The 26,412-nt window shown below is 30.3% G+C and carries 23 protein-coding genes; 15 read left to right on the top strand and 8 right to left on the bottom strand.

What is annotated here, in order from left to right; all coding sequences use genetic code 11:
* Positions 1-428 (top strand): ABC transporter permease subunit (locus tag RYO54_RS17195; protein WP_315121582.1); only part of this gene is annotated, 428 nt, incomplete at its 5' end.
* Positions 429-507: 79 nt separating this feature from the next.
* On the opposite strand, the gene RYO54_RS17200 is transcribed toward RYO54_RS17195, so the two are convergent.
* A complete protein-coding gene (locus RYO54_RS17200) occupies positions 508-2,163 on the bottom strand; it encodes an alkaline phosphatase (protein WP_315121584.1) in 1,656 nt (551 codons plus the stop codon).
* A gap of 143 nt (positions 2,164-2,306) precedes the next feature.
* Here RYO54_RS17200 and RYO54_RS17205 point away from each other — a divergent pair, with 143 nt between their 5' ends.
* From RYO54_RS17205 to RYO54_RS17230, 6 genes are all read left to right on the top strand, one after another.
* The gene (locus RYO54_RS17205) at positions 2,307-2,843 is read left to right on the top strand and encodes a chromate transporter (RefSeq protein ID WP_315121585.1); all 537 of its coding nucleotides are present in this window, start codon (positions 2,307-2,309) and stop codon (positions 2,841-2,843) included.
* Positions 2,844-3,368: a chromate transporter gene (locus RYO54_RS17210; protein WP_315121587.1), complete on the top strand. Its 525-nt coding sequence runs from the start codon at positions 2,844-2,846 to the stop codon at positions 3,366-3,368.
* 246 nt (positions 3,369-3,614) lie between these two features.
* Positions 3,615-6,278, top strand: coding sequence for a cation-translocating P-type ATPase (locus tag RYO54_RS17215; RefSeq protein WP_315121589.1), 2,664 nt, complete (start codon positions 3,615-3,617; stop codon positions 6,276-6,278).
* Between the two features lie 181 nt (positions 6,279-6,459).
* Positions 6,460-7,599, top strand: a complete 1,140-nt coding sequence (locus RYO54_RS17220; RefSeq protein ID WP_315121591.1) for an aminotransferase class V-fold PLP-dependent enzyme — start codon at positions 6,460-6,462, stop codon at positions 7,597-7,599.
* A 12-nt stretch (positions 7,600-7,611) separates the two neighbouring features.
* Positions 7,612-8,577, top strand: coding sequence for a hypothetical protein (locus tag RYO54_RS17225; RefSeq protein ID WP_315121594.1), 966 nt, complete (start codon positions 7,612-7,614; stop codon positions 8,575-8,577).
* Positions 8,578-8,844, top strand: coding sequence for a DUF3343 domain-containing protein (locus RYO54_RS17230; RefSeq protein ID WP_315121595.1), 267 nt, complete (start codon positions 8,578-8,580; stop codon positions 8,842-8,844).
* A gap of 39 nt (positions 8,845-8,883) precedes the next feature.
* Here RYO54_RS17230 and RYO54_RS17235 read toward each other — a convergent pair whose 3' ends face one another.
* Complete coding sequence (locus tag RYO54_RS17235) at positions 8,884-10,380, bottom strand: hypothetical protein (RefSeq protein ID WP_315121597.1); 1,497 nt, start codon at positions 10,378-10,380, stop codon at positions 8,884-8,886.
* Between the two features lie 172 nt (positions 10,381-10,552).
* On the opposite strand from RYO54_RS17235, the gene RYO54_RS17240 reads away from it, so the two are divergent.
* Positions 10,553-12,097, top strand: a complete 1,545-nt coding sequence (locus tag RYO54_RS17240) for a hypothetical protein (RefSeq protein ID WP_315121598.1) — start codon at positions 10,553-10,555, stop codon at positions 12,095-12,097.
* 53 nt (positions 12,098-12,150) lie between these two features.
* Here the strand turns inward: RYO54_RS17240 and RYO54_RS17245 are convergent, their stop codons facing one another.
* Positions 12,151-13,026, bottom strand: a complete 876-nt coding sequence (locus tag RYO54_RS17245) for a DNRLRE domain-containing protein (RefSeq protein WP_315121600.1) — start codon at positions 13,024-13,026, stop codon at positions 12,151-12,153.
* Between the two features lie 91 nt (positions 13,027-13,117).
* Between RYO54_RS17245 and RYO54_RS17250 the strand changes: the two genes are divergently transcribed.
* The 4 genes from RYO54_RS17250 to RYO54_RS17265 all read left to right on the top strand — a co-directional run bounded on the left by RYO54_RS17250 (position 13,118) and on the right by RYO54_RS17265 (position 17,467).
* Complete coding sequence (locus RYO54_RS17250; RefSeq protein ID WP_315121602.1) at positions 13,118-14,104, top strand: glycosyltransferase; 987 nt, start codon at positions 13,118-13,120, stop codon at positions 14,102-14,104.
* A gap of 86 nt (positions 14,105-14,190) precedes the next feature.
* Positions 14,191-15,168: a glycosyltransferase gene (locus tag RYO54_RS17255; RefSeq protein ID WP_315121604.1), complete on the top strand. Its 978-nt coding sequence runs from the start codon at positions 14,191-14,193 to the stop codon at positions 15,166-15,168.
* A gap of 12 nt (positions 15,169-15,180) precedes the next feature.
* Positions 15,181-16,179 (top strand): glycosyltransferase, encoded by a 999-nt coding sequence (locus tag RYO54_RS17260; RefSeq protein WP_315121606.1) that lies wholly within the window; start codon positions 15,181-15,183, stop codon positions 16,177-16,179.
* Positions 16,180-16,270: 91 nt separating this feature from the next.
* Positions 16,271-17,467, top strand: coding sequence for a hypothetical protein (locus tag RYO54_RS17265; protein WP_315121608.1), 1,197 nt, complete (start codon positions 16,271-16,273; stop codon positions 17,465-17,467).
* Between the two features lie 108 nt (positions 17,468-17,575).
* On the opposite strand, the gene RYO54_RS17270 is transcribed toward RYO54_RS17265, so the two are convergent.
* Both RYO54_RS17270 and RYO54_RS17275 read right to left on the bottom strand, forming a co-directional pair.
* Positions 17,576-19,120: a glycine betaine ABC transporter substrate-binding protein gene (locus RYO54_RS17270; RefSeq protein WP_315121610.1), complete on the bottom strand. Its 1,545-nt coding sequence runs from the start codon at positions 19,118-19,120 to the stop codon at positions 17,576-17,578.
* 18 nt (positions 19,121-19,138) lie between these two features.
* On the bottom strand, positions 19,139-20,251 hold the full coding sequence (locus tag RYO54_RS17275; protein WP_315121612.1) for an ABC transporter ATP-binding protein: 1,113 nt from the start codon (positions 20,249-20,251) through the stop codon (positions 19,139-19,141).
* A gap of 463 nt (positions 20,252-20,714) precedes the next feature.
* Here RYO54_RS17275 and RYO54_RS17280 point away from each other — a divergent pair, with 463 nt between their 5' ends.
* From RYO54_RS17280 to RYO54_RS17290, 3 genes are all read left to right on the top strand, one after another.
* The gene (locus RYO54_RS17280) at positions 20,715-21,140 is read left to right on the top strand and encodes a YaaR family protein (RefSeq protein WP_315121614.1); all 426 of its coding nucleotides are present in this window, start codon (positions 20,715-20,717) and stop codon (positions 21,138-21,140) included.
* Positions 21,141-21,249: 109 nt separating this feature from the next.
* Positions 21,250-22,086, top strand: coding sequence for a DNRLRE domain-containing protein (locus RYO54_RS17285; protein ID WP_315121616.1), 837 nt, complete (start codon positions 21,250-21,252; stop codon positions 22,084-22,086).
* Between the two features lie 166 nt (positions 22,087-22,252).
* Positions 22,253-23,440 (top strand): hypothetical protein, encoded by a 1,188-nt coding sequence (locus RYO54_RS17290; protein WP_315121618.1) that lies wholly within the window; start codon positions 22,253-22,255, stop codon positions 23,438-23,440.
* Positions 23,441-23,668: 228 nt separating this feature from the next.
* Here the strand turns inward: RYO54_RS17290 and RYO54_RS17295 are convergent, their stop codons facing one another.
* The 3 genes from RYO54_RS17295 to RYO54_RS17305 are packed head-to-tail and all read right to left on the bottom strand — an operon-like array spanning position 23,669 to position 26,261.
* Positions 23,669-24,115, bottom strand: coding sequence for a LysO family transporter (locus RYO54_RS17295; RefSeq protein ID WP_315121619.1), 447 nt, complete (start codon positions 24,113-24,115; stop codon positions 23,669-23,671).
* 2 nt (positions 24,116-24,117) lie between these two features.
* On the bottom strand, positions 24,118-24,939 hold the full coding sequence (locus RYO54_RS17300) for a DUF3100 domain-containing protein (protein ID WP_315121620.1): 822 nt from the start codon (positions 24,937-24,939) through the stop codon (positions 24,118-24,120).
* Positions 24,936-26,261: an amidohydrolase gene (locus RYO54_RS17305; protein WP_315121622.1), complete on the bottom strand. Its 1,326-nt coding sequence runs from the start codon at positions 26,259-26,261 to the stop codon at positions 24,936-24,938. Before RYO54_RS17305 ends, RYO54_RS17300 begins: the two co-directional genes overlap by 4 nt.
* Positions 26,262-26,412: the final 151 nt, after the last annotated feature.

Consider the following 26,412-nt stretch of genomic DNA (forward strand, 5'->3'; position numbering starts at 1 on the left):
TTGGATTAGGACTTCAATCAAAAATTGCGTTAGTGGTGCTAGTTGTTTCATTTCCAGTTATGATTAATGAGGTAGTAGCAATTAGAAGTATAGATACTAATGTATTTAATTTAATGAAGGTATTAAATGCTTCAAGATGGCAGAAATTTATATACATTGAATTGCCATACTCCCTTCAGTCTATACTATCTGGTATAAAAGTAGCACTAACTCAAGCTATGGTTGGAGCTGTTATAGGTGAAATGATAGGTGCCAAATCAGGATTAGGATATCTATTAACATTAGGTAATGAAACCTATGATATTAATTTAGTTCTTAGTTCAATATTTGTACTTAGTCTCATAGGATTAGTATTATATCTAGTTGCAGGCATTATTGAAAGAAAATTATTGAGCTGGAAAGAAGAAAATATAGATATTGTTGCTTAAAAGAAAACATGTAAAGAGCTATTAATTTAGCCTTTACATGTTTTTATTTTTGCTTACATTCATAGTTTACATTTAAAACTTATTTAATTAAATCTACAGCATTTTGAGATACATACCATTTTGAGATATCAATTTTTTCTTTATCTCCAGTATATACAGTAACTCCTGGCATTTTTACAACTTTACCATTAACTATAGCTATATCTTTATTTTGTGGGAATTTAATTTCTATATCTCCCTTTGAAACTATTAAAACTAAATTTTCCTTATCAATAGAATCTACAGTAACTAAAGCTCCCTTGTTTTTAAAAGCTTTATCCGCTTGTAAGAATAGAGTTTTTGTAGTTTTGTTTAGATTTGTTCCTAAAACTTCAGATATATACTTAGCTATATCTGTATTTTGAACTACTCCAGAGAGTCTAGCATTCTTAGGATGGTAAACATATAACCCAACCTCTTCACCACTGTGACCAGTAGTAGTCCAGCCAATATGAGCTCTCTTACTTATGATAGGGCCAACTGTATAATTTAGTTTTCCAGGTTCTGCATTTTTTATAGCTTCCTCTTCTTTATCAGTTAGATCAGACACTGCATAATAATAAGACATAACTTCTTTTATATTTGTTTTTTCAGAATTAATTTTGCTCTCTAAACCTTCACCAGTTAACTTAGCAGCTTTAAGTGGTGGTAAAAAGGTTGATAGTGGCTCATTATCGTAGGTTTTATCTAGGCCTGAATCTCCAATACTCATTCCACCATTGCTGTGGTCAGGAGCTACAATAACAACAGTATTTTTGTCTTTTTTAGCAAAGTCTAAAGCAACTTTTACCGCATTGTCAAAAGCTAATACTTCTGTAGCTACTCCCACAGGGTCATTAGCATGGGAAGCCCAATCTATTTTACTTCCTTCAACCATTAAGAAAAATCCTTCTTTGTTTTTAGAAAGTATATTTATTGCCTTTGCAGCCATAGCAGCCATACTAGGGGTATTTTCTGTTCTGTCTTTATCATAAGGCATAGCAGAGGGGGCAAATAATCCCCAAACTTTATTTCCTTTGAAGTTGGTTAGCTCTTCATTATTTCTAACCACTCCATAACCTCTTTCTTTTAATACTTTTATTAAATCTTCTTTATCACTTCTTTTTTCAGGAGTTAGTTCACTATATCCTCCAGCTAAAACTACATCTACATTATTGTAAACCATTTGTTCGCTTAAAGTATTATAATCAGATCTCTTTGGATAATGAGAAGCAAAAGAAGCTGGCGTTGCATGTGGAAATTCACTAGTAGCCACAAGTCCAGTAGCTTTTCCTTTTAATTTAGCTGATTCAAGAACAGTTGCAACAGGACGTCTTTCTTCTCCTTTAGGAATTGGATTTAATAGTGGCATATCAGCTACATCAGGAAGCACTCCAATAAAGCCGGTGTGGGATTTAAATCCTGTAGCCATAGCAGTACCAGCAGGTGCTGAATCTGCAATCACTGCATCAGAAGAGTAAGTTCTTATAAGACCACAAGCGATTTCATCCATAGCTAGAGGAGCACCGCCTTTATACCATCTAGCTAAGGTTGTATGGGTTATACCTGTGCCATCGGGAATTAATAGAATTACATTTTTAACTTCTTTACTTTCTTTGGCCTGTACATTTGAGTTTAATACAGGTGACAATAGCATACTAAAAGAAATGGTTAGGGTTAACAATAGATTAAGTATTTTGAAATTCTTTTTCCTCATGTACATCCCCCTTTTTAAAATTATAAACTTATTGTTAATATATGTTAGGGGTAATTTATATATGTTAATCCTTTAAATAATTATTTTAATGTGGAAGTTTATTGTATAATATATATGGAATAGTAAAATTAGGAGGTTTTAAGTTGAACAAAGTTTTGAGTATGTTTTGGAGCTTTTTTAAGATAGGAGCCTTTACTTTTGGCGGTGGGTACGCTATGATTCCATTAATTCAAGCTGAAGTGGTAGATAATAAAAAATGGATAGAAAAAGATGATTTTTTAGATATATTAGTAATAGCTCAATCTTTTCCAGGGGCGTTGGCTGTCAATGCTTCAACATTTATCGGATATAGAATTGGAGGCGTTGTAGGGGCTATTATGGCGCTTTTAGGAACGGTATTACCTTCATTTACGATTATATATTTCATAGCTACTTTTTTTATGCAGTTTAGAAGTAATTACTATGTAGATTTAGTTTTTAAAGGAATAAGTGCAGCAGTACCTATGTTGGTTTTGATTGCAGTGGTAAGCCTAGCCAAATCTATCAATAGGAGTTATATGAATTTTATTATAGTAATATTAACGGTAATAGCAATAACTGTTCTAAATATACATCCAGTTTTGGTAATTCTTATATCAGCAGTATATGGTTATCTTTACTATAGAAAGAAGGTGGAGTAATTGAAACTATTATTGGAGTTATTTCTATCCTTTTTGAAAATAGGAGCATTTAGCTTTGGCGGTGGATATGCTATGCTTACATTAATTGAAAGAGAAATAGTTAATAACAAAGGGTGGATTACTTTTACAGAATTTACAGATATAATAGGTATTTCTCAAATGACACCTGGACCAATAGCTATAAATTCTGCTACATTTGTAGGATATAAAATTGGTGGAATATGGGGGAGTATAGTTGCTACATTAGGGGTAGTGAGTTTTTCATTTTTGTTAATATCTATAGCTACACATTATGTTATAAAATTTAAAGAATCAAAAATAATGAAAGCATCCCTTATGGGGATGAGGCCGGCACTAATAGGGCTTATTATTTCAGCTTTTTTATCTTTAGCAAAGGAATCCTATAAGGATTTTAAAAGCATAATAATTAGTCTCATAGTTGCAGTAATGTTGATATCAAAAAAAATACATCCAATATTAGTAATAGTCATAGCTGGAATTTTAGGTATAATTCTTTATGGTTAATAATATAAATATATTGTATATATATTATTCATATGATATAATTTTCCTAACGAAGGGGAGTAGCATAATTTAACTATTCGTCAATACGGCATATGCCCGGATAGTTACTCATTTTAGAGATGCAAGACCTTTGTCCTAGGTTTGTAGGACAAAGGTCTTTTTTGAATTTATTTTTCGGAAGTGGAAAATAAATACAATTAATAAATTATTATATATAGACAAATAATATATAAGAGGTGAATTTAAATGTGGTTTGACAAAAGTAAAGAAGATGTGATAACTGAGTTATCCACAGACATTGTTAACGGTCTTAAAACAGAAGAAGTAGAAAAACGTAAGGGAAAATATGGATTAAATGAATTAACTGCAAAAGAAGGGAAATCCATTGTAAGGATGTTTTTTGAACAACTAAACGACCCGTTAATATATATATTACTAGCGGCAGCATTAGTATCAGGAATAGTTGGTGAAATAGCTGATTCAATTATAATTTGTTTTGTTATTATACTAAATGCTGTTATTGGGTTGATTCAAGAAGCTAAGGCTGAAAAGGCATTGGAAGCACTAAAAAAACTAGCTACTCCTAAGGCCATTGTTAAAAGAGATGGAGAAATGAAAGAAATTCCATCAGAAGAAGTTGTACCTGGAGATGTAATAATATTAGATGCAGGAAGGTATGTGCCTTGTGATTTAAGACTTGTAGAGACTGCCAACTTAAAAGTTGAAGAGTCTGCACTGACAGGAGAATCAGTACCTGTTGATAAGAATTCGGATTTAGTTTTAGACAGCAGTGACACTACCTTAGGTGATCAAAAGAATATGGCATTTATGTCAACCTTAGTAACCTATGGTAGAGGAGTAGGGGTAGCAGTTGGTACAGGAATGAGTACTGAAATAGGTAAGATAGCAAAAATGCTTGAAGAACAAAAAGATGATTTAACTCCTCTTCAAAAAAAGTTAGCTGAACTTGGAAAAATGTTAGGATTCGCTTCAATAGCTATATGTGCGTTAATGTTTATTGTTGGAGTAATTCAAAAAAGAGACTTGGTTGAAATGTTCTTAACTTCTATAAGTTTAGCAGTTGCTGCAATACCGGAAAGTTTAGCAGCTATAGTTACCATAGTTCTTGCAATAGGCGTTCAAAAAATGATAAAAGAAAATTCTATAGTGAGAAAACTTCCAGCGGTTGAAACCCTAGGTTCAGTAAATGTAATATGCTCAGATAAAACAGGAACATTAACTCAAAACAAAATGACAGTGACTAAATTTTATGCAGATAACTATATTGGAGATATAAATACTTTAAATAAAGATAATATTATTCATAGATTGCTTTTAGAAAATTTAATACTATGCAATGATGCTACATACAAAGAAGAATCAAAGACAGGAGACCCAACTGAAATAGCATTACTAGAAGCAGGGGCTAAATATAATTTATTTAAAGAGGAGTTAGAGAAAACTCATGTTAGAGTAAGTGAAGTACCTTTTGATTCTGATAGAAAGCTTATGACTACTGTCAATGAATATGACGGTGAATACTATGTAATGACAAAGGGTGCTACAGATAACTTAATCAAATTATGTAATCAAGCTTATATTAATGGTGAAATAATACCAATAACAGAAGAAATTAAAGAAAATATATCTAAAGCTTCAATAGATATGTCAAATGACGCTTTAAGAGTTTTAGGAGCAGCTTTTAAAAAGATAAGTTCAAAGCATGTAGAAATAGATACTCTAGAAGGAGACTTAACCTTTATAGGACTAGTAGGGATGATTGACCCACCAAGAGAAGAAGTTAAGGGTTCTATAGCTGAATGTAAGCAGTCAGGAATAAAAACAATAATGATTACTGGTGACCATAAAAACACAGCTTTTGCTATAGCTAAGGAGCTAGGTATAGCAGAAGAGGAATCACAAGCCATATTCGGTGCTGAATTAGATAAAATGAATGATGAACAATTAGCAGATAGAGTAGAGAATTTAAGAGTATTTGCTAGAGTTTCACCAGAGCATAAGGTAAGAATAGTTAAAGCTTTTAAATCTAAAGGTAATGTAGTTTCTATGACTGGAGACGGTGTTAATGACGCTCCATCACTTAAAATGGCAGATATTGGTGTTGCCATGGGTATTACAGGGACAGATGTTGCCAAAGGTGCTTCAGATATGATTTTGACTGATGATAATTTCTCAACAATAGTGTCAGCTATAGAGGAAGGTAGAAATATTTTCAATAATATTAAGAAATCCATAGTATATTTACTATCTTGTAATATTGGAGAAGTAGTAGCATTATTCTTTGCTATATTACTAGGATGGCCATCACCATTAAAACCAATCCATCTTTTATGGATTAACTTAGTAACAGATAGTTTACCAGCTTTATCCCTTGGTGCAGACCCTGGAGATCCAGATGTAATGAAGGAAAAACCAAGAGATCCTAAAGCTAGCTTATTTGCAGGAGGAACTGGGGTTTTCCTAGTATTAAATGGTTTCTTAATAGGACTATTAACTTTAGCTGCTTTTGTTATAGGTGTTAAAGAGCACATGGGAATGACTGCACTGTTCCCACTATTACCAGCGACGATATCATCTGAAGCTATGATGAGTGGTCAGACTATGGCCTTTATAGTATTAAGTGTATCACAATTATTTAGATCACTTACTTTAAGACATTCAAAAAAATCTATATTCCAAATAGGACTATTTACTAATAAATACTTAATTGGATCTATAGTACTAGGTATAATATTACAGAATGCAGTGGTATCTATACCAGCACTTGCGAGAACATTTGATGTTATAAATCTTAGTATACTAGATTGGTCAATAGTTGCAATGTTGTCAATAATACCACTAGTGGTTAATGAAATTGCTAAGATATTTATAAGAGCTAGAGAAAAATAGATATAAATGAAAACTATTTGTGTTTTAGTGACTTTATTGAGAAACTAAACACAAATAGTTTTTTGTATGTTCAAAAATAATAAATTAACTTGTTATGTTAGCTTTAGTTTATTTTCTATTCATAATAAAAAGAAATAATTAATATATTTTAGTAGTTTATATAAATAACTAGGAGGAGTTTATGATATATCTAGACAACGCAGCAACTACCTTTCCAAAGCCAGAGAAAGTATATGATGAAGTATTAAATTGTATGAGAAACTATGCTGCAAATCCAGGGAGAAGCTCTCATGATTTGTCAATTAAAGCTTCCGCTAAGATATTAGAAACTAGAGAGGAAATAGCAAGTCTTTTTAACATATCTAACCCTTTCAACATAATATTTACTAAAAATGCTACAGAAGCTTTAAATATAGGTATAAAGGGAATTTTAGAAAAAGGAGATCATGTAATTACAACGGTAACTGAGCATAATTCAGTATTAAGACCTTTAAGCAGTCTTGTAGAAAAGGGGATATCTATTACTTTTTTAGGTATTGATGAAGAAGGATATGTAGATATAAATGCATTGAAAGAAAAAATAAATGAAAATACTAAATTAATTGTAATAAATCATGTCTCAAATGTAATAGGAGCCGTTCAAAATATAAGTGAAATAGGAAAAATAGCTAAAGAAAATGATATTATATTCATGATAGATGCTTCTCAAAGTGCTGGGAGCATAGAGATAGATGTAAAGAAGGATAATATAGATTTATTGGCATTTCCAGGACATAAAGGATTACTTGGTCCTCAAGGCACAGGAGGATTATTTATCAATGAAGGCATAGATATTAATTATTTTAGCCATGGAGGAACGGGAAGTAATTCAAATTTATTAAATCAGCCCAATTTTCTTCCAGATAAATTTGAAAGTGGCACTCTTAACGTACCTGCAATTGCTGGCCTATGTGAAGGGATAAAGTTTATTAAAACAATTGGTATAAATAATATAAAGAATTATGAAGAAGAGCTAACAGATTATCTTATAAGTGAGATACAAAAATTAAGTTTTATAAAAATTTATGGGCCAATAAATAAGAATAGATCTTCTGTCGTATCTATAAACTTAGAAGGCATTGATAGCTCTACGGTAGGGTATTTATTGAATCAAAGAGATATAGCGGTTAGAACAGGATATCACTGTGCGGCAATGATACACAATTCTATTAACACATCTAATCTTGGTACAGTAAGGATAAGCTCTAATTACTTTAATACATTAGAGCATATAGAAAAATTAATAAAAGCTTTAAAAGATATATATAATCATAGAGTCTAAGAGGTGATCATAATGAGCTTAGATCAATGGATTGATGGATATTGTAGAGATAAGGATATAACCTATGATGAATTAGTAGAGAAAGCTTTAGAACATTATAAAACATACGAAGAAGAAGGAAGTAATATTGAGAGGTATGTAAACAGTGAAGAGTTTAAAAAAGTTGTAAAAAATTTATATGAGATTATTTTTAAAAAAAATCCTTGGAAGATATATCCTATAGCTAATGTTAAAGATAAAGAGAAGATTTATATTAAGTTTAATTGTGATATAAATACAAATTTCTCTGATAATAGTATAGATATATTTAGAATATATTGTGATGAAAATTTGAAGGCATATGTTTTAGTAAGCTATGAATATGATACTTTTGGCAGATATTGTTTTTTGCACAAAATATTTTTTGAAGAAAGAGCCTATATTAAAGATTATTCAATAATCGAAGAGTTAGTGTGTAAATATGTAAAGACTAAAGGATTTAGTTACTTAGATAGAATATTATACACAAAAGAGGTTGAAAGCATAGAAAAGATAGGCTATTACTTGCTAGAACATAATTTAAATATAAAAATACAGTTAAATAAAAACAATAAATCTAATAAAATTAATTACGAAATTGAAGAGGATGAAAAGATTGAAGAGACTTATGAAATTATTTCTAATATTACTCCTAAAAGACTAGTAAAGCCATTAGATAAATGGGATAAAATTATTTTAGGTGAAAATATATTTTTTCTTAATTACAAAGTTTTTCAGGATAAGGCTTTTGTATATATTTATATAAGAAGCATTTTTGAGAATTTAGATAAAGAAGAACTGAAAAATATGTATGATGTTATTAAGGATATTTTTAGCAATAAAAATATAAAATATTTATATACATTCATACCTCATAGCCATATTATATTATTAGATAAAAACAATATAGAAATACTTAATAACATTATATGGATAAGAAAAAATATAGGAGTGAGTTGATTGTACTATAATATAAAAAAATATATATTAGTTTGTGCTTCTTATAGTGTGGCTATGTCTTTATATAACAAATTATTAAGGCAGGGCTATTCAGCAGAATTAATTTCTACACCATGTAGAATAGCTTCAGGATGTAGCCAAGCGGTTAAATTTAAAGAGGATTCTTTAGAATATATTAAAGGATTAATAGCAGGACAGCAAAATGTACGAGGAATTTATGAGATTACTCTAGAAAATAAAAAACTTAAATATAATAAAATATATTAAAATAGAGGAATGACATATCATTCCTCTATTTTAATATATTTAGAAAAATCGCCAAGGTTTTTTAACTGATTTTTCCTCAAGTTCAATTTTTAATGATTTTATTTCATCTTCTAAGGATTTTAATTCTTCTTTTAGGTTAATTATGAAATCTTCTTTTGAATTAATTAAGTTATTTAATTCTTCGATTTTAATATTGCTATCTGATAATAAACTTTCATTTTTATTGGTTAATAATTTTATTTCAGAACTAAGATGAAGACTTTCTTTTGTTAAGTCTTCAATTTTCGTGGTTAAACTATTAATTTGATTTGCTAAAACATCTTCTTTTTTGCTTAAAATTGTATTTTTATCTAGTAATTGACGAATCATTACATCTTTAGAAGCTATGATATCAGATAATTGACTTATATAATTATTTTTTAATTCGAGCTCATTTAAAATTACTTTATCGGTTTCAACATTTATGGAACTAATATTATCCACTATATCTTTAGCTTTAAAAGGAATAAGTTTTTCGTAATTGATTTTCTCATTATTTATTTTTTTATCTAATTCTATAATTGGAATAGGTATATTTTCTTCTATAAAGTGCATGAAATTATTATTTGTTTTCATATCTTCTTTATTGTTGCTTATATAAATACTGTTAATAATATTCATATCTTTTATATCAATATATTTTTCATGACCCCATTTATTAATATTATTAGTTTTTTTGTATATAGCTTTACCCTGTTCAATCCATAAAATATATAAATCATTCTTTAGGTTAAAAATTGAAGGATGTATTGAGATAGAGTTATTATTTGAGATAATTAAATCATTGGACCATGATTGATTTACTGAAGATAGATCTTTATATCTTATCAAAGTTTTCATGGTTTTATTAATAGAAATATTATAATATATGATGAAAAAGTTATTATATTGAAAAAAAGTAGTGTTATGAGAATTTTTAATATTAATATTATCCTCTAAAGTACCCCAAATGCGGAAATCTAGGTTGAATTTTTTAATACCATAATTCTCTTGGGAATCCTTAGAATAAAAAAGATATATATTACTTTCATCATAACTAATCATATAAGGGTATATATATTTTTGAGAAAATACTTGTGTGACCTTTTTATTGATCCAATTTTTCCCGGTCCAATAACTATGGCATATTTCCCAACTTTGTAAATTGATTTTATTGCCCAGCATATAAAAAATATGTATTTGATTGTTAATTAATTTTAAAGATAGAAATCTAATATTATGCATTTTTAAATTAATATTATTTATAGTAGTTTCAATGAGAGAAGGATAAAGTTTATACTTTAATTTACCATCAGAGCATAGATATATAAGGTGGATAACATCATTTTTATCCATATCAACAGAATAATCAAGTACAACATCCTTTATTTCTAAGGAAGAGTTAAATTCACAGTTAAAAGGTTTTATATTTAAGTTTCTAGCATCTAATCTAATATTTAAGAATTCATTTTTAGAATTTCTAAGGATGTAAGAATATTTATTTAAATTGTATATCATTACTTATCCCCCAATTTACTAAAATACTAACTATTAATTTATATGTGAAGTATTATGAAATTATTATAAATATAGTATTAGAAAATAATAACATTATTATTTTCCATGCATATACTGTACTGAAGAATAAAATTATTCAATTTTATCATATTTTTTATTAGGAGGAGATTATATGCCAGTAGCTGATGTTACTAAGAGGATAAGATATTATGTTTCCAATCCTACAACAGGAACACTATCTGTAATAGATGGCTTTACTAATAACATTGTAGCAACTTATACTGTAGGATTAGGAGCTAAAGAAGTTGTTTTAACTAAAGATGGTACAGCATATGTAGCAAGTGCAGATAATGATGTAATTTCTGTTATATGTCTAAATGGTACAATAAAGACTATGTCCATAGCTAATGATGGAATGATTGATGTTGATAGTATTGGTGGAAAATTATATGTTTCTAATGGAAATACAGTTAATATATATGATGCTGCCAGCGGTATTCTTATTGGAAGCATTCCAGGATTTATTAGTATTAATGACATAAAAATAACTCCAGATAGAAGTAAATTATTAGTATTAGATAACAATCAAGTAAAAATTTATAATGCTAGTAGCTTAAATTTATTAAAAACCCTTACAGTAGGAACTAATCCTATATATGCATTAATAACAGAAGATAGTAAGAGAGCATTTATTGCTAACCAAGGTGATAGTTCAATAACTGTTATCGACTTAGTTAATTTAGTTCAAATACTAAATATACCATTAATTCCTGGATCAGGACCTACTGGTCTTGCGATAAAGGGAACAACTTTATATGTAGCTAATCGCGCAGCAAATAATATAGCTTTAATCAATACAGTAACTTATGAATTGCTTGTAACCACTATTCCAACAGTACAACCAACAAGACTATCTGTAACTCCAGATGGAGAAAAGTTGTTGGCAACAAATGGATCAGGAGGACTAACCCTAATTGACACTATTACTAATGCAGTTGAGGGCACAATAGGACTTACTCCAATACCTTTTGATGTTGAATCAGGATACTTTGGATCAACAATTTCTCCAGGAGATCCTATTGATTTAACGGATCCGTACCAGCTAGATGATATAACAGAATCAGTTTGTATATTAGCTAAAAAGGTATTCGCACACTGTCAATCAAGAGATTGTCAACCTAATGTGGTTATACAGCCTCCAACAGGAGTTACATTTAATAGCGTGGGTCCAATTACCTTTAAAAATGGTGTAATTAGAAATGGTTCATTAGTAATTACACCATTGACAGAAAGGCCTAATTTCTCTAGAGTACAGTTTACTATAGATGTTCCAGTAACTATTTCATATAACAATGGCCAAACTTTAGATACTGTTTTACTTCCAATTCCAAAAGATATAGTTATGTTTATGCCAAAATCTCGTGATGAATTTAATTTCGAAATAGTTGTAGAAACAAGAACTGAGTTATTAAATGTTCCAACTATATCTGGAGGAAACATTGTATTTGCTGTTGGAGTATTTATAGTAATAAAAGTTGCAGGGCAGGTTCAGTTGTTAGTTCCTGCGTTTGGATATTGTCCAGAACCAGCAGAATGTGAAGACTATACAGGAGATATACCAGAAGATATATGTGAAGTTTTCTTAGATTTTGCACAGACTCCATTCCCAGAAGACTTCTTCCCACCACAGTATCAAGATGTCAATTGTCAGATGTAAAGATATTAAATAAAAGTTAAAGAGGTTTGAAGCCTCTTTAACCTTTTTTATAATCATCCTACAGTTGCTGCATATATTGATAGAGTTGCAGGTTGATTAAGTACTTTTGATTTAAAAGATACTCTAGCGTATTTTAGATGACCATCTGTATTCATAATTAAATTGTCACCAGGTGCGAAAATTGGAGTAGATACAAAGGACAATATATTATCTATCCAATTTATTCCATCTGAACTTAATTGTAATGTTACCTCTGCACTGTTTAAAGCACCTATATTCATAACACCAAAGGTAGCTTTTTCAGTGCCTAATGGTATTGGTGTAGAACCTGTAAAGTTATTAGTAGTAGTAACTATCTCTACAGGATATTCAGTAAAACTACTACCACCCTCAGTACATGGACAAGGTAAATCATACTGAACTTCTAATACAGGAAAATAGTTGCTATTATTAAAGAAAGTACTTCTAAATCCTACTATTCCATAGGAATTATTGACTTCCTTAATCAATACACCATAATTAGGAACTAAACCAGTAAGCCAATTTTTAACTAAGGTAGTTAAATCAAAATTGATAAATGTATTAATTTCAGAAGTAACTGGCTTAACGTCTGTAGGTGTATTTTCTATGGGTGGAACATTTGCGAAAGTTACAGAATTTTTATCAAAGCTATTTAATAATCTATAGATACCTATATTGGAAGTTACAAGAGGAGCATCGTTTCTATATATATATAATTTCAATGTTGCAGAGGTAATATTAGCACCTGTAGGAAGAGATGATATATCAAATTGTATAAGGAATTGGTATATATCATTATTATTAAGAAACTTTCCTACAAATAATTCTGATGCACCATTAAAATTAGTGTTGCTATAATACTGCGAAATATATAGGTCTTTATTAGGTGTATAGTATAAATATGACATAAAATCCACTCCAATTATTAATAATTATTAAGTTTCAATATTATTATATTCAAATAGTTTAAAAGGTTGAATGGGAAGGAAAGTATATTATATGAGAGTTCTTTATTGTATAAGAAATGACTATTTAATAAATTTTGCAGGGGATTCCATGCAGGCGATTAAATACGCGGAATATTTAAGAAAAAAAGGAGTTATAGTAGATTTTAATAATGGAAACATACAAGATTACTCATCCTACGATATAGTGCATTTATTCAATCTTACTAGAATGGGAGAGACATATAAATATTATAAAATAGCAAAATTATATAATAAGCCTATATTGATATCCCCTATATACTGGAACTTAAAAAAATATTACAAGAACATAATGGATAATGAAAGTATAAAGCTTTGGAATAAATGTAATAATTATAGATTTGAAATATTGAAAGGGTGCAAAGCCATATATCCGAATAGTAAGCTAGAGGGAGAAATAATTAGAAAAGATTTTGATAAAAGCATTAACTATACTGTAGTATATAATGGTTTTGATTTTGAGGGAGAGAGCGTCCCAACATATAATTTTAAAGATAGATATAATTTAAATGATTATATACTATGCGTAGGAAGAATATGCAAGAGAAAAAATCAGTTGACTTTAGCGAAAATATGTAATGAATTAAATAAAACTCTTGTTCTTATAGGTAGTATAAATGATGAAAAATACTACAAGGAATGTATGAAATATGGTAATGTAATTTATTTAGGATTTATGGATAGTAATAATCTTTGCAGTGCATATAAATCTGCAGAATTACATGTACTACCTTCATTTATAGAGACACCAGGCTTAGCTTCCATAGAGGCAGTGGTAAATGGATGCAGTATTGTTACAACTAATGAGGGAAGTGCAGAAGAGTATTTTAAAGATATGGCTATATATTGTAATCCATATGAGGAAAAAACAATAAAAGAAGGAATAGAAAGGGGACTAAAAAAAACCAGAAGTAACATATTAAAGGAGCATATTTTGAATAATTATAATTGGGAAAAGTGTATCGATAAATTATATGAGAGTTATATGGAAATTGTATGAAATCTAAGCGGAAAAGTCCGCTTTTTATTTTTGGTAACTTATATAGATTTATTGAATAAACTGTTTATTATGAGGAGGTGTCTTATGTGAAGATACTTTTTGTAGAAGATGCACCTTTAATAAAATATGGTATAGGATATTCATTGGAGCAGTATGGAATAGAAGTTAAATATACTAAAATTTATATAGATGTTGAAAATGGAATATTAGATACTTTAGAAGAAGAGATAAAAAGTTTTAGACCAGATGCTATATTTAATGCAGGTATGTGTATTTACAAAAATGCTAAAAAATTTTTAGAAAAAATAAAAGAGCTTAAAGTACCTTACATTTATTGGGCTATAGAAGACCCTTTATATTATAGACATATTTCTTTGCCTCATGCAAAAGCGTCGGATTTAACAATGACAACAGCAATAGAATGTTTAGAACCTTATAAGAAAATAGGAGTAAATGCTATTTTTTTTATGTTCGGATGCAATGAAAATTTTCATAATGTAGGAATATATAATAAGAAGTTTGATCATGACATTATATTCATAGGAAATAATTATTCCAATCATAAAGCTAGGCAATATGGCAATAAAACAGTGTTAAATCCATTAATAGAAAGAGATTATGATATAAAGATCTTCGGCAATGATTGGTGGTTTGAAGAAAATAATGGATTTAAATTAGATAGAAAATATTATGGTGGATATTGCGACTATGAAGAAATTAAAGATGCATATTCCACTGCTAAAATAGTTTTGGGACTGCATTCTGTAGATAATTCTTCAACCATGATGAGCATGAGAACCTTTGAAGTATTAGGATGCGGAGGGTTTTATTTATCACAATATGTTCCTTCGCTAGAGAGATACTTTGTAAATAAAGAGCATTTAGTTTGGAGCAGAAATTCTAATGAAACCTTAAAAAATGTAGATTATTATTTAAAGAATCCTCAAGAAAGAAATAAAATAGCTTCAAATGGTCAAAAAATATGCTATAAAGAGCACAGTTATAAAGATAAGATTCCTAAATTAATTAAAGAGTTAAAAAACTTAAATGTTTGGAGAGATTAAAGGAGGCTAGTTATGGCGACATTTATTCAAATGCCCACGGTACCATATAATAAAATGACTCAAAGGCCTCAGCAAATCATGAAAAAGATAAGTGAAATGGGGCATAAGGTCTATTATATAGAGGATATTAATGAAAATTATTTAATAAAAAAGACTGCTAATTTGTATTTAGTAGGAAGCAAATATGATATGAATAATTTAAATTTAGAAAAACCTGTAATACTGTGGTGTTCTTGTCCAGATCAGGTTCTTAATATAGATAAAATAAAACATGATTATGTAGTATATGATGTGGTAGACGATGCATCGCATGAATTTGCAATTTGGGGTGCTTATATAGATGAAATGATCAGAAGAGCCAATGTAATTTTTACCTCAGCAGAAAATTTGTATGATAAATTTAGTAAAAGACATGCTAAAGTAAATTTAGTAAACAATGGAGTAGATTTAGAAAATTTTTCATTGGCTAAAAATAAGAAGCCACTAGATTTACCTACTAATAGAAAGATAGTAGGATATGTAGGAGCAGTAGCATCATGGATAGATTGGGCGTTAATCAATCATATAGTAAAAAACTCAATGTATAATTTTGTTTTTGTAGGACCACTATACAATCTAAACTCAGTTCCATTAATACGAAGCAATGTATATTTTTTAGGAATGAAAAATTATGAAGAACTTCCCTATTATATAAACAACTTTGATTGTTGTATAATACCTTTTAGTGTCAATGAAATGACTAATAGTTGTAATCCAATTAAATTATATGAATATATGAGTTTAGGAAAACCGGTGGTGACTACAGCGATGAAAGAAGTGCAAAATTTCTCTCATCTATGTTATGTATCTAACACTATGGAAGAGTTCAAAGAAAATATAGTTACTGCTGTGAAAGAAAAGAATCATAAATTAGAGAATTTAAGAAAAAATATGGCTGACAATAACAGTTGGCAAAAAAGAACGGAACAAATTATAGAGATACTAAAAAAAGAAAGAATTTTAAGAGACTGACTTATTATTGTCAGTCTCTAATTTATTCACTATAAATATATTGTATCCATATAATATATAAGGTGTTTTTATAATATGTGAGGTGAGAAATTTGTCTATAAGTCATTCAGATTTTATTTTAAGTGTATATCCAAATTTAATCGGAAGTGTTGTAGGACAATCAAATAATTTTAGAGTAAGTGCTAGTAATACTAGTTTATTATATATGGTCTATAACTTATCATTAACTATAATATTACCAGATGGAGTATCTTTCTTAAGCTCTTCAGTTAATCCAAATTCAATAGTTAATAATCCATCAGGTACCATAACTATTACTTGGACAAATATAAAGGATTTGACATCAAATGAATTAGATTATTCTATAAACTTAATATTAAAATCCGATGAAAATTTTAGAAGTACAGGACTTCCAGTACCTTTTGACATACCTTTAACTTCTATAAATGTAAGTACAAAAGTGGATACATTGCCTAGAGGTAATGAAGATAATGCTAATGTAGAAATAATAAAGACTTCAGATGTGAATTTTATTCCATTGAGATATAATACTAAAAAATTTGATCCAGGAAAAGTGGCAAAGGGAGCGGGAAGTATTAATTCTATTACAGCTCCTCTTTGGGTATATGAATATAGAGTAGCGGTGGAAAATAACACAAGCCTTCCCTCTACAGTGACTCGTTTTGATAACTTGCCTGATGGGACAAGGTATTTAGATGCTCCTTATATAACTGACTCAGATGTAGCGCAGCTTTCTAGTCTTAATACAATAAGTCCTTCACCTGTACCAGGGGGTACAAACAGTGCTAATATAAGCGGGGGTACTATAACTTTATCTCAAGGTTCCATGAATATTATAACTTTCAATGCAGCAGTATGGAATGATTATAACAGCAGTTATATAGAAAACAGTGGTAGTAAAATACCAAATAGTGCTCCACTTTTAAATACAATTACTTTAAATGTGCTATCAAGTCCAGCGGCATCTAATACTGCTACCCATGCAAAGGATTCATTAATAAATAAATCCTCTAATATTTCAATAGGGGATGTAGGTTCTATAGTAATTTATACTTTAGAATATAAAATAAATCGATATGATGGCGTTTCAAGCTTTATAATTACAGATACTCTTCCTGATGGTCAAAGTTATATTGTAGGATCAGCATCAATGCCTCCAACTTCAGTGGTGAATAATGTAGATGGAACTACAACTATAACATGGAACTTAGGTCTTAGAGTAAAGGGAACTTCTGGAACTATAACCTTTAATGCATTAATACATTAAAATTATATATCTACCAATTCTATAAGTGCAGATGATGTTCATGAATACTAAAAGTCATAAAAAATAAGACTTTGCAATTTTTTATATTGCAGAGTCTTATTTGTAAAATTATTTAATTAATCCTTTAGATTTTAAGAATTCTCTAGCTACAGTTTGAGTTTCTTTTCCTAGTTTATCACATTGATAATTAAGATCTCTCATTGTTTCATCATCAATCAATCCTTCTAGTTTTAAAAGTTCTTCTCTAACTTCAGGATGTTTTTCAAAGGTTTCACTTCTGCCTATAGGCACTGCATAGTATGGAGGAAAGAATTTCAAATCATCTTCTAGTACCTTTAAATCGAAGGCTTTTAGAAGACCATCTGTTGCAAAAGCGTCAGTTACATCTATTTCACCAGAATTTATAGCAGTATATCTTAGACCAGAATCCAACCCTTTTTCAGATTTGAAGTTCATATTATATTTTTCCTTTAATCCAGGGAGCCCATCGTCTCTTCCTAAAAACTCCATAGTTGCACCAATTGTCGTATTATTGCTTATCTTTTTTAAGTCTGAGAAGGTTTCTAATTTATGTTTTTTAGCAAAATCCTGTGTAACTGCTAAAGTATAGGTATTATTAAACCCAAGGGGTCTTAACATTTCAATGTCATATTTTTCTTTAAGTCCATTTTTTGCCGCTTCATAAGTCTTTTCAGGATCAGAAGTTGTTTCTTCATTTAATACACTGACTATAACCGTTCCTGTATATTCTGGATATATATCAACAGAACCCATAGTAGTAGCTTTGAATACTACATCTGTTCCTGCTAAATCCAGCTTTTTCTCAACCTTAACATCAGTATTTTCCTCAATTAATATAGCGTACATATTTGCAAGAAGATTATTTTCGGTGTAATTTTTACTGCCTATGACTATTTTATCGCTTTTGCCAAAAGCACTAAATACCATTGGAGAAATAATAGCTATTACAAGAATTACAGCTACTATAGCTAATCTTTTCTTTTGAACTTTATTTGATTTGTTCTTAGGATTAACGGTCTTTTCAACCTTTCCGATTACAAAATCCATAAGCAGTGCAAGTATACATGCTGGAATAGCACCAGCTAAAATCATATTAGTATTTACAGTCTGTACTCCTGTAAAAATGAAACTACCAAGACCACCAGCACCTATAAATGCTGCTATAGTCATAAGCCCAACAGCAGTTACGGCAGAAATTCTTATACCTGCCATCATAACTGGGAGTGCTAGAGGAAGTTGTACCATTGTAAGAAGTTGAGTCTCTGTCATTCCCATGGCCCTACCTGCTTCGATAGTAGCAGGGTTTATATTAATAAGTCCTGTGTATGTATTTTTTATTATAGGTAAAAGGGAATATAGAGAAACCATAATTATTGAAGGTGTTTCTCCAATTCCTAAAACAGGAATTAAAAATCCCATTAAAGCTAAACTAGGTATAGCTTGCAATACATTGGCAATTCCTATAATAGGAGGAGCCATTTTTTTTCTTTTAGCTATAAGTATTCCAAGAGGTACTCCAATAACTATTGCAATTATAACAGCAAATAGAGAAAGTTGTATGTGCTTTAAAGCTAAAGAAAGAATATCGCCTTTTTTAAGAATTATAAAATCTATAAAATTACCTGTTCTCATGTATATTCACCGCCTTCATTAAAATAACTTTTCTTCAAATAGTGTTATAAGACTGCTCTTTGTAACAAGTCCTTGTAGTAATCCAAATTTATCTACTACTGGTATGAAGCCAACATTATGCTCGTTAATGGACTTCAATACAGTGCTAATTGAATCATCATTATAAACATATACTAAGTCTTTAGGCATAAAAGATCCAATTTTTAAATTTGGAGAATCCATATGTTCTCTTACATCTTTTGAAGTAACTATGCTTAAAAGTTTATTATAATTATCTACTATTAATAGACTATCTACTTTATTACTTTGCATTATCCTTATGGCCTGTAAAACTGTTCTGTTAGAAGATGAAGTTATAGGATTTTTAATCATAATATCCTCTGCTTTTATAAACTCTGGCTTGTTCCATAGTCTATTAGCTCCTATAAAGTTTTCCACAAATCCTTTTTCAGGATTTCTAAGGATATTTTCAGGATTGTCATATTGAACGATATCCCCATCCTTCATTATGCAAATTTTATCTCCTAATTTTATAGCTTCATCCATATCATGAGTAACGAATACTATGGTTTTCTTTAATTCCTGTTGAAGTTTAAACACCTCTTCTTGAAGAGTATTCCTGGTTATTGGGTCCAAAGCACTAAAGGGTTCATCCATTAATATGATATCTGGATTTACTGCCAGTGCTCTTGCTACCCCAACTCTTTGTTGCTGGCCACCACTTAGTTCATCTGGGAACCTATCTATGTACTTATCTGGATCTAATCCAACTAAATCTAATAGTTCTTTGGATTTTTTTCTTCTATCTTCAAAAGACCATTTATTAAGAAATGGAACCAACTCTATGTTCTCTCCTATAGTCATATGAGGGAAGAGGCCTGTCTGTTGAATTACATATCCTATATTTCTTCTAAGTTCAATGGTATTTTTTTTAGATATATCTTCACCGTTGATTGATATAGTTCCAGAGGTAGGATTAATTAATTTGTTTATCATTTTTAGAGAAGTAGTCTTACCACAACCACTGGGACCAATAAGTACTAAAAATTCTCCATCATTTATAGTGAGATTTATATTTTTTAATACATCAGTATTTTTAAAACTTTTTGATACATTTTTAAATTCTATCATAAAATTCCCTCCTTTTATAAAGTGACAACTTAATTCTAACATATAAGATGTTACTTGTAAAATCAGTGAAAGCATAAGAAAATTAAAAAAAATTCAGTAATTCTACGTAATTTCGATAAATATACCGTGAGATTTATTGGACAAGGAATAAATCTACAATACTTCAAATAACTTTAAATAACTTTAAATAACTTTAGCATAGGACGACGTTTATATATTGGTAAAAGTTTATTAACAAAAAATTAATATTTAATACATAAAATCCCATTAGTTATATTGTGAATTTAAAATTTTATAATAGTATTAGGATAAATTCAATTTTTATCCCAATTAAACTCACTATATAAGTAGATATGATCCTATAGTAAATATACATAATAGATAATGTTGTATTTGTTTGTATATAAAATTAATATATAATATAGATAAGAAAGAATAAGTAAAGAACTGTAGGTGATTTAATATGGAAATATCTAGAGTGGGAGGTAACTCCCCAGTAAGGAACAGTGATAATAAAACAGTAGCTAGCAAGAAGGACTTTTCTCAGAGTTTTAGTTTTGCTAGGGAAAGAAAATCGGAAGAGCAATTGAAACAGATGCTAGAAGATATACAGAAAAAGGGAAATAGATTAGTAGTAACTAAATGCTATGCAGACGTGGCAGCTTATAAGAGAATGATAAAAGACTATTTAAATTCTGTACTAAATTATATGTATAGCATAAAAAAAGATATTAGCTTCTGGCAAACACAGTATTTTATAACAGTAGAAACAATAGATGAAAAACTACAAGAATTGACAGAAATGCTTTTAAGTGAACAAAAAGAAAATTTAGATGTTGCAAGCAGTATTGATGAAATTACTGGCCTTTTAGTGGATATATATAAGTAACTTGACATGCACCTTATTACATAAGTGCTAATACAATATATTAGACAAACCAAATAATTTAGAAATTTACGTCTTAATATACAAAATTATGTAATAAGGAGGAACTTTTATGTCAATAGTAAATTTGCATACTTCTGAGACTGCTTATGTAGCAGAATACTATCCTAATCAGAATTTTCCCAATCCAATTAGATTATTTGTAGGTAGATTTGCTGGAGCAGGGGATATATATAGAAGTCTTTTAAAATTTGATTTAAGTAAAATGCCTCAAAAAGTTACAGTAAAGTCAGCGACTTTAAGACTATATGTAGGCAGAAAAGATATTCCAGGACCACAACTATTAAATGTTTACCCTAATTTAAATGATTTTGATGAAAATGAAGTAACTTGGAATAATCAACCTAATTTAGGAGCATCAGTAGGAACTCATAGCGTATTAGATGCAGAGCTTAACACCTATATTAGTGTAGATATTACTAGCTTGGTTACAGCATGGTTAAATGGAACTATTCCAAATACAGGTATAACCCTTGAAGGAGTAGAAGCTTCTAATGCATTAATCGGATTCCAAGGAGTTGACGATAACGATTATACTGTATGGCCATACTTGGTTGTAGATTATGTTACAGGGATTATAACAATATATCCTGCTGAGGTATTAAGCTTCTTGGCAGCTGGAAGTCAAACTACTAGCTCAATTGAATTAGGACCAAAAACAGAAGTAAGCTTTAGTATTAAACTAAGCGGAGTAGGTGCAGCAAATGCAATTATACAGTTAAGCAACGATGGAGTAAATTGGACTGATGAATCAGGTACTCTTATAGCTATAGTTGCTAATGGAGAGGCTGTATTAACAACTAATGCAGTAGCTCAATTTGCAAGATTAAGAGTTGATGGCCTTGGAGTGGTAACTGCAACAGTAGTTCCATCTACAAGAGAATTATAATTTAAAATAATGGGTTCTGATTTTCAGAACCCTATTTTTATTGCCTCTAAAGCCATGAATAATAACATATCCAAATATTTTTGGTAGATCATCATAAATGCATATACATTCTACATATTATTATAAATATACCTAAGTTAATATTAAATAAAAAGAGGAGGATGGTATGGGAATGGCTCCAATTACTGCGCTTTTAATAATTGCAGTTATTTTTGCTCTTGGTGATTTTGTAGGTACAAAAACAAAAGCTTGGATACCTTCTGTATTTGTTGTTGCTGTGTTGTTTTTATTGGGATTTTGGACTTGCTTACCTAAAAATTTGATCGATATACCAGGTCTAGGCATGCCTTTAGCGGGTATTGGTATGTACATGTGTATAACTCATATGGGGACTATTATTAGTGTTTCTGAACTGATAAAGCAATGGAAAGTTATTGTTGTGACTTGTGCTGGTCTAGTAGGTATGATTTTAGCTTGTTGGCTTATATGCGTTCCACTCATTGGAAAGGAATATATTATAGCAGGGCTTCCTCCATTAACTGGAGGGATTGTAGCGGCTTTAATGATGCAAGAAGCAGCCATGAAACAAGGATTGGAGTTAGCTTCTATATTAGCTATAGTGATGTACGTTATGCAAGGCTTTGCGGGATATCCATTAACAGCAATTTGTCTCAAAAAAGAGGGGAGAAGATTACTTAGGATATACAATACGCAAGGAACAAAGGTAGAGGAGGAAAATGAATCACACTCTAAAGAAATAATTAAAAAGAAAAAGTTAATCCCACCAATACCTGATAAATATAACACTACAGCAACAGTTCTTGCTAAAATGGCCTTAAATTCATTTTTGGCCTTCAAAGTAGCTGGGTTAACCAATAATAAGATATCTCCCTTTGTACTATGCTTAATTTTTGGAATAATACTTCAAGAAATAGGATTTTTAGATAGAGATTCTTTAAATGTTTCTAAATCTTTTGGATTTCTTATGTTTATTTTAATGGTATATATTTTCGGAGCATTGTCAAAGGCTACTCCAGAAATGCTTTTAAGGATAGTAGGACCATTAATTTTAATAATAGTTGTTGGCGTTTCAGGTATGGCAGTAACCTCCATAATAGCGGGGAAAATACTCGGTATGACAAAGGAAATGGCTTTCGCCACATCCCTTACAGCACTATATGGATTCCCGCCTAACTATGTTTTAACAGAAGAAGCTTCAAAAGCTTTAGCTAAAAATGAAGAAGAAAAAAAGTATTTAATGGATCAAATGCTTCCTCAAATGATAGTAGGAGGTTTTGTTACAGTAACTATTACATCAGTAATAATAGCAGGGATTTTTGTGAATTTATTTTAATCGAGAATTGTGGACACTTATCTATTGTGTAAAACATTATATAACATTTTCTATTTGTCGTATCCTAAATTGTTTTTAAATTTATAAATTTCTACAAAGATAATTTAGTTTTTCAAACAGAGAGCTAAGTACATAGTGAAGTCGCTCCAGAAAAAGTCGCTATTTCACTACATACTTAGCTCTTTTGTATTTTATAATATCTAAAAATCTAAATATCTAAACATCTAATTAAATTTGTCCTAATAATTTCAAAATTACTTGAGCTATAAGTGCAGAACCTATGTAAGTTCCTGTGAATACAAAGCAGGAAACTATAATGATTCTCCAGCCAGATTTTTTAAATGTATCTAAGTCCTTACCTAAGGAAATTCCGACATACGCGAGTATTGGTGTTGTTAATGCTAAGAAATCTACCTTAGACATATAATTTGCTATTGCTGCAGCGGCAGGTACAGAAGGATAAGTTAAAATACATCCAAGAGTTACAACATAAGCAACAGCTGGTATTTTTCCAGGCATTACCTTAGCTAGTAACATACCTGCTAAGGATATTAATATCAATATAATCATTCCTGGAATTGCTTCTAAGATATTATGTTTAGGGCCTATCATATTTCCTATTAGAGTAAGTACTCCTATTAAAACTAATATAAATGCGTTATCTTTAATTTTCATAATTAAACCTCCTTAGAAGGGCTTGATTTAGAATGTTCTACTTTAGGAGCTTCAACTCCATATTTTGCTTTATAACATCTCCTGTATAACCATTCTGTTGTTGGTAGAGATAACCATAGGCACATATAAAGACCATCTAATCCTGATAACATATTACTTGCAGCTCCAAAGGCAGCTAGAGTTTCTTGCATTTCAGGATACATTGCACTTAAAGAACCTACAGCAGCAGTCATCATACTAGCACTTCCAACTCCGGATGCCATCGCTAAAGAATAAGGATGTAATGGTGTATAAGCAGCGAAGACACTTGCAAGAAGTCCAAAGAAAACAGTACCAACAACTGTACCACATATGTAAACTCCCATAACACCTTGTCCCTCTTCGCCATCTAAACCATAAATATCGCTTATTAAGGCTATATTTGGTTCACGAGCTATAGAGTGAGCAGCTCCAATGGTTTCTCTTTTCAATCCAAGCATTACTGCTAGCGGCACACCTATGAAAACGGTACCTAAATTACCGAATTCTTGTAATATCAAAGCAGGACTGGATTTGATTATTGTCGGCAGAGTAGGTCCAATCATAGTTCCATATCTAGCCATTAAAAGCATTAAGGATATAGTTATTAAAGTTCCTGCATCTTTCATATCTTTATCATTTACAACTTTTAAAAATTTAGGGCTTAAAAATACTCCCATAATAAGTGCATAAAGCATAGGTAATAATACTATGGTTCCAGGACCAAAGTTAAATTTCATCACTCCTATGGCTTCGGCAATAACTACTAAAATTAAAACCAATAGGTGGTTTTTCCAATTCTTCATTCTTCAACCTTCCTTTCAAAGCAACTTTCTAAAAACTTGATATAATCTTCTTTATTGTTAAATGTTGGTACATAAGAATCTATAACCTCTTTAGCCCTTTCAGCATCATTATATAAAAGATCTATAGCTGTCATAGCCATTAACTTAGCTGGCAATATGCATGCAGCATCGAAATCCTCCACATTAAAGTCTTTTGTATGCAATGCTCCAGAAACTCCTCCTACAAATGGATGTATGGATGGAATTAAGTTTGATATATCTCCCATATCTGTTGAAGCAGCAAAATGACCAGCATCTATAACTTTATCTTCTGGTAATAAACTTAAACTATTTTCTCTAAATAAATTATTTAGTTCCTTTGAACATTTAAGTGGTAAATGTCCTGGTATTGTATTTATGATTGTTTTAGCTCCCATTGTATAGCCACCAGCAATTAAAGCCCTGTCCACTTTTTTATTAGTAGCCATCATAGCATCTACGTTTTTGGCTCTTACATAGGATTCCATGCGCACATCTGATGGAACACTATTAACCGTATCTCCACCTTTAGTGATTATTGGGTGAACTCTTATAGAATCTTCATCTTTAAATGTTTCTCTAAGAGCGTTTATTCCCATAATTCCAAGTGTAGCTGCATTTAAAGCATTAATTCCATCATGAGGAGCTTCTGCAGCGTGAGCGGCCTGTCCTAAATATTGAATGGTTTTACCAATAAATCCATTACTAGTTTCTCCTATAGCTACAGTAGGCTCTGGACAATTTTTAAGAGAATGCATCATCATAGCTATGTCTACATCTTCTAGTTCACCCCTATATATAAGCTCTTGTTTACCAGCTAGGAAATTTATTTTGCCTTCTTCTCTTAATTTTTCTCTATATTCTATTTCGATATATTCTTCAGCAGGCACTGCTAAAAAAGTTACGTTTCCATGGAGCTCATTTTCTATTCTGGAAAGTTTAAGACCAAGAGCAGCACCTAGCATCGCAGTAATTTGTAAATTATGTCCACAGGTATGAGAAGCTCCTGTTATTTTATTTGCATTTTTACTGTCAAAGCAGATTACTCCATCTAGTTCACCTAGTATTGCTACGTTAGGTCCAGAAGAATTATCCTTTAATTTTCCCTTAACTCCAGTTAAAGCCACTCCATCTTTATAAGAAATATTTAGCTCATTTAAAAAGTTACAAACTTTTTTTGAGGTTTCTACTTCTTTGTAACCAAGTTCCGGGAAACTTTCTACATCTTTAGCTAAGGATAGCAATTTTTCCTTGTTCTCCTCTATGGTTTTACAAACTAATTCTTTTAGTTCTTCCCTATTCATCAAAGACCCTCCTTAAAAATTTTTATAAAATTATGTTCTTATTTAATAAACATATGTATTTTACTAGCGTACCATGTATATTTTATACAGGGTAAGAAAATATGTCAATAAAAATAAAAAATATTGACATAAAAATATCAAAGTGGTATTC

Source organism: uncultured Clostridium sp. (assembly GCF_963515715.1).
GTDB lineage: Bacteria > Bacillota > Clostridia > Clostridiales > Clostridiaceae > Clostridium_AW.

Bases quoted from the DNA above. Each gene is read 5' to 3' on its own strand.
- RYO54_RS17200 (WP_315121584.1), bottom strand. From the start codon at position 2,163: ATGAGGAAAAAGAATTTCAAAATACTTAATCTATTGTTAACCCTAACC.
- RYO54_RS17215 (WP_315121589.1), top strand. From the start codon at position 3,615: ATGTGGTTTGACAAAAGTAAAGAAGATGTGATAACTGAGTTATCCACA.
- RYO54_RS17220 (WP_315121591.1), top strand. From the start codon at position 6,460: ATGATATATCTAGACAACGCAGCAACTACCTTTCCAAAGCCAGAGAAA.
- RYO54_RS17225 (WP_315121594.1), top strand. From the start codon at position 7,612: ATGAGCTTAGATCAATGGATTGATGGATATTGTAGAGATAAGGATATA.
- RYO54_RS17235 (WP_315121597.1), bottom strand. From the start codon at position 10,380: ATGATATACAATTTAAATAAATATTCTTACATCCTTAGAAATTCTAAA.
- RYO54_RS17240 (WP_315121598.1), top strand. From the start codon at position 10,553: ATGCCAGTAGCTGATGTTACTAAGAGGATAAGATATTATGTTTCCAAT.
- RYO54_RS17245 (WP_315121600.1), bottom strand. From the start codon at position 13,026: ATGTCATATTTATACTATACACCTAATAAAGACCTATATATTTCGCAG.
- RYO54_RS17250 (WP_315121602.1), top strand. From the start codon at position 13,118: ATGAGAGTTCTTTATTGTATAAGAAATGACTATTTAATAAATTTTGCA.
- RYO54_RS17260 (WP_315121606.1), top strand. From the start codon at position 15,181: ATGGCGACATTTATTCAAATGCCCACGGTACCATATAATAAAATGACT.
- RYO54_RS17270 (WP_315121610.1), bottom strand. From the start codon at position 19,120: ATGAGAACAGGTAATTTTATAGATTTTATAATTCTTAAAAAAGGCGAT.
- RYO54_RS17275 (WP_315121612.1), bottom strand. From the start codon at position 20,251: ATGATAGAATTTAAAAATGTATCAAAAAGTTTTAAAAATACTGATGTA.
- RYO54_RS17280 (WP_315121614.1), top strand. From the start codon at position 20,715: ATGGAAATATCTAGAGTGGGAGGTAACTCCCCAGTAAGGAACAGTGAT.
- RYO54_RS17285 (WP_315121616.1), top strand. From the start codon at position 21,250: ATGTCAATAGTAAATTTGCATACTTCTGAGACTGCTTATGTAGCAGAA.
- RYO54_RS17290 (WP_315121618.1), top strand. From the start codon at position 22,253: ATGGGAATGGCTCCAATTACTGCGCTTTTAATAATTGCAGTTATTTTT.
- RYO54_RS17295 (WP_315121619.1), bottom strand. From the start codon at position 24,115: ATGAAAATTAAAGATAACGCATTTATATTAGTTTTAATAGGAGTACTT.
- RYO54_RS17300 (WP_315121620.1), bottom strand. From the start codon at position 24,939: ATGAAGAATTGGAAAAACCACCTATTGGTTTTAATTTTAGTAGTTATT.
- RYO54_RS17305 (WP_315121622.1), bottom strand. From the start codon at position 26,261: ATGAATAGGGAAGAACTAAAAGAATTAGTTTGTAAAACCATAGAGGAG.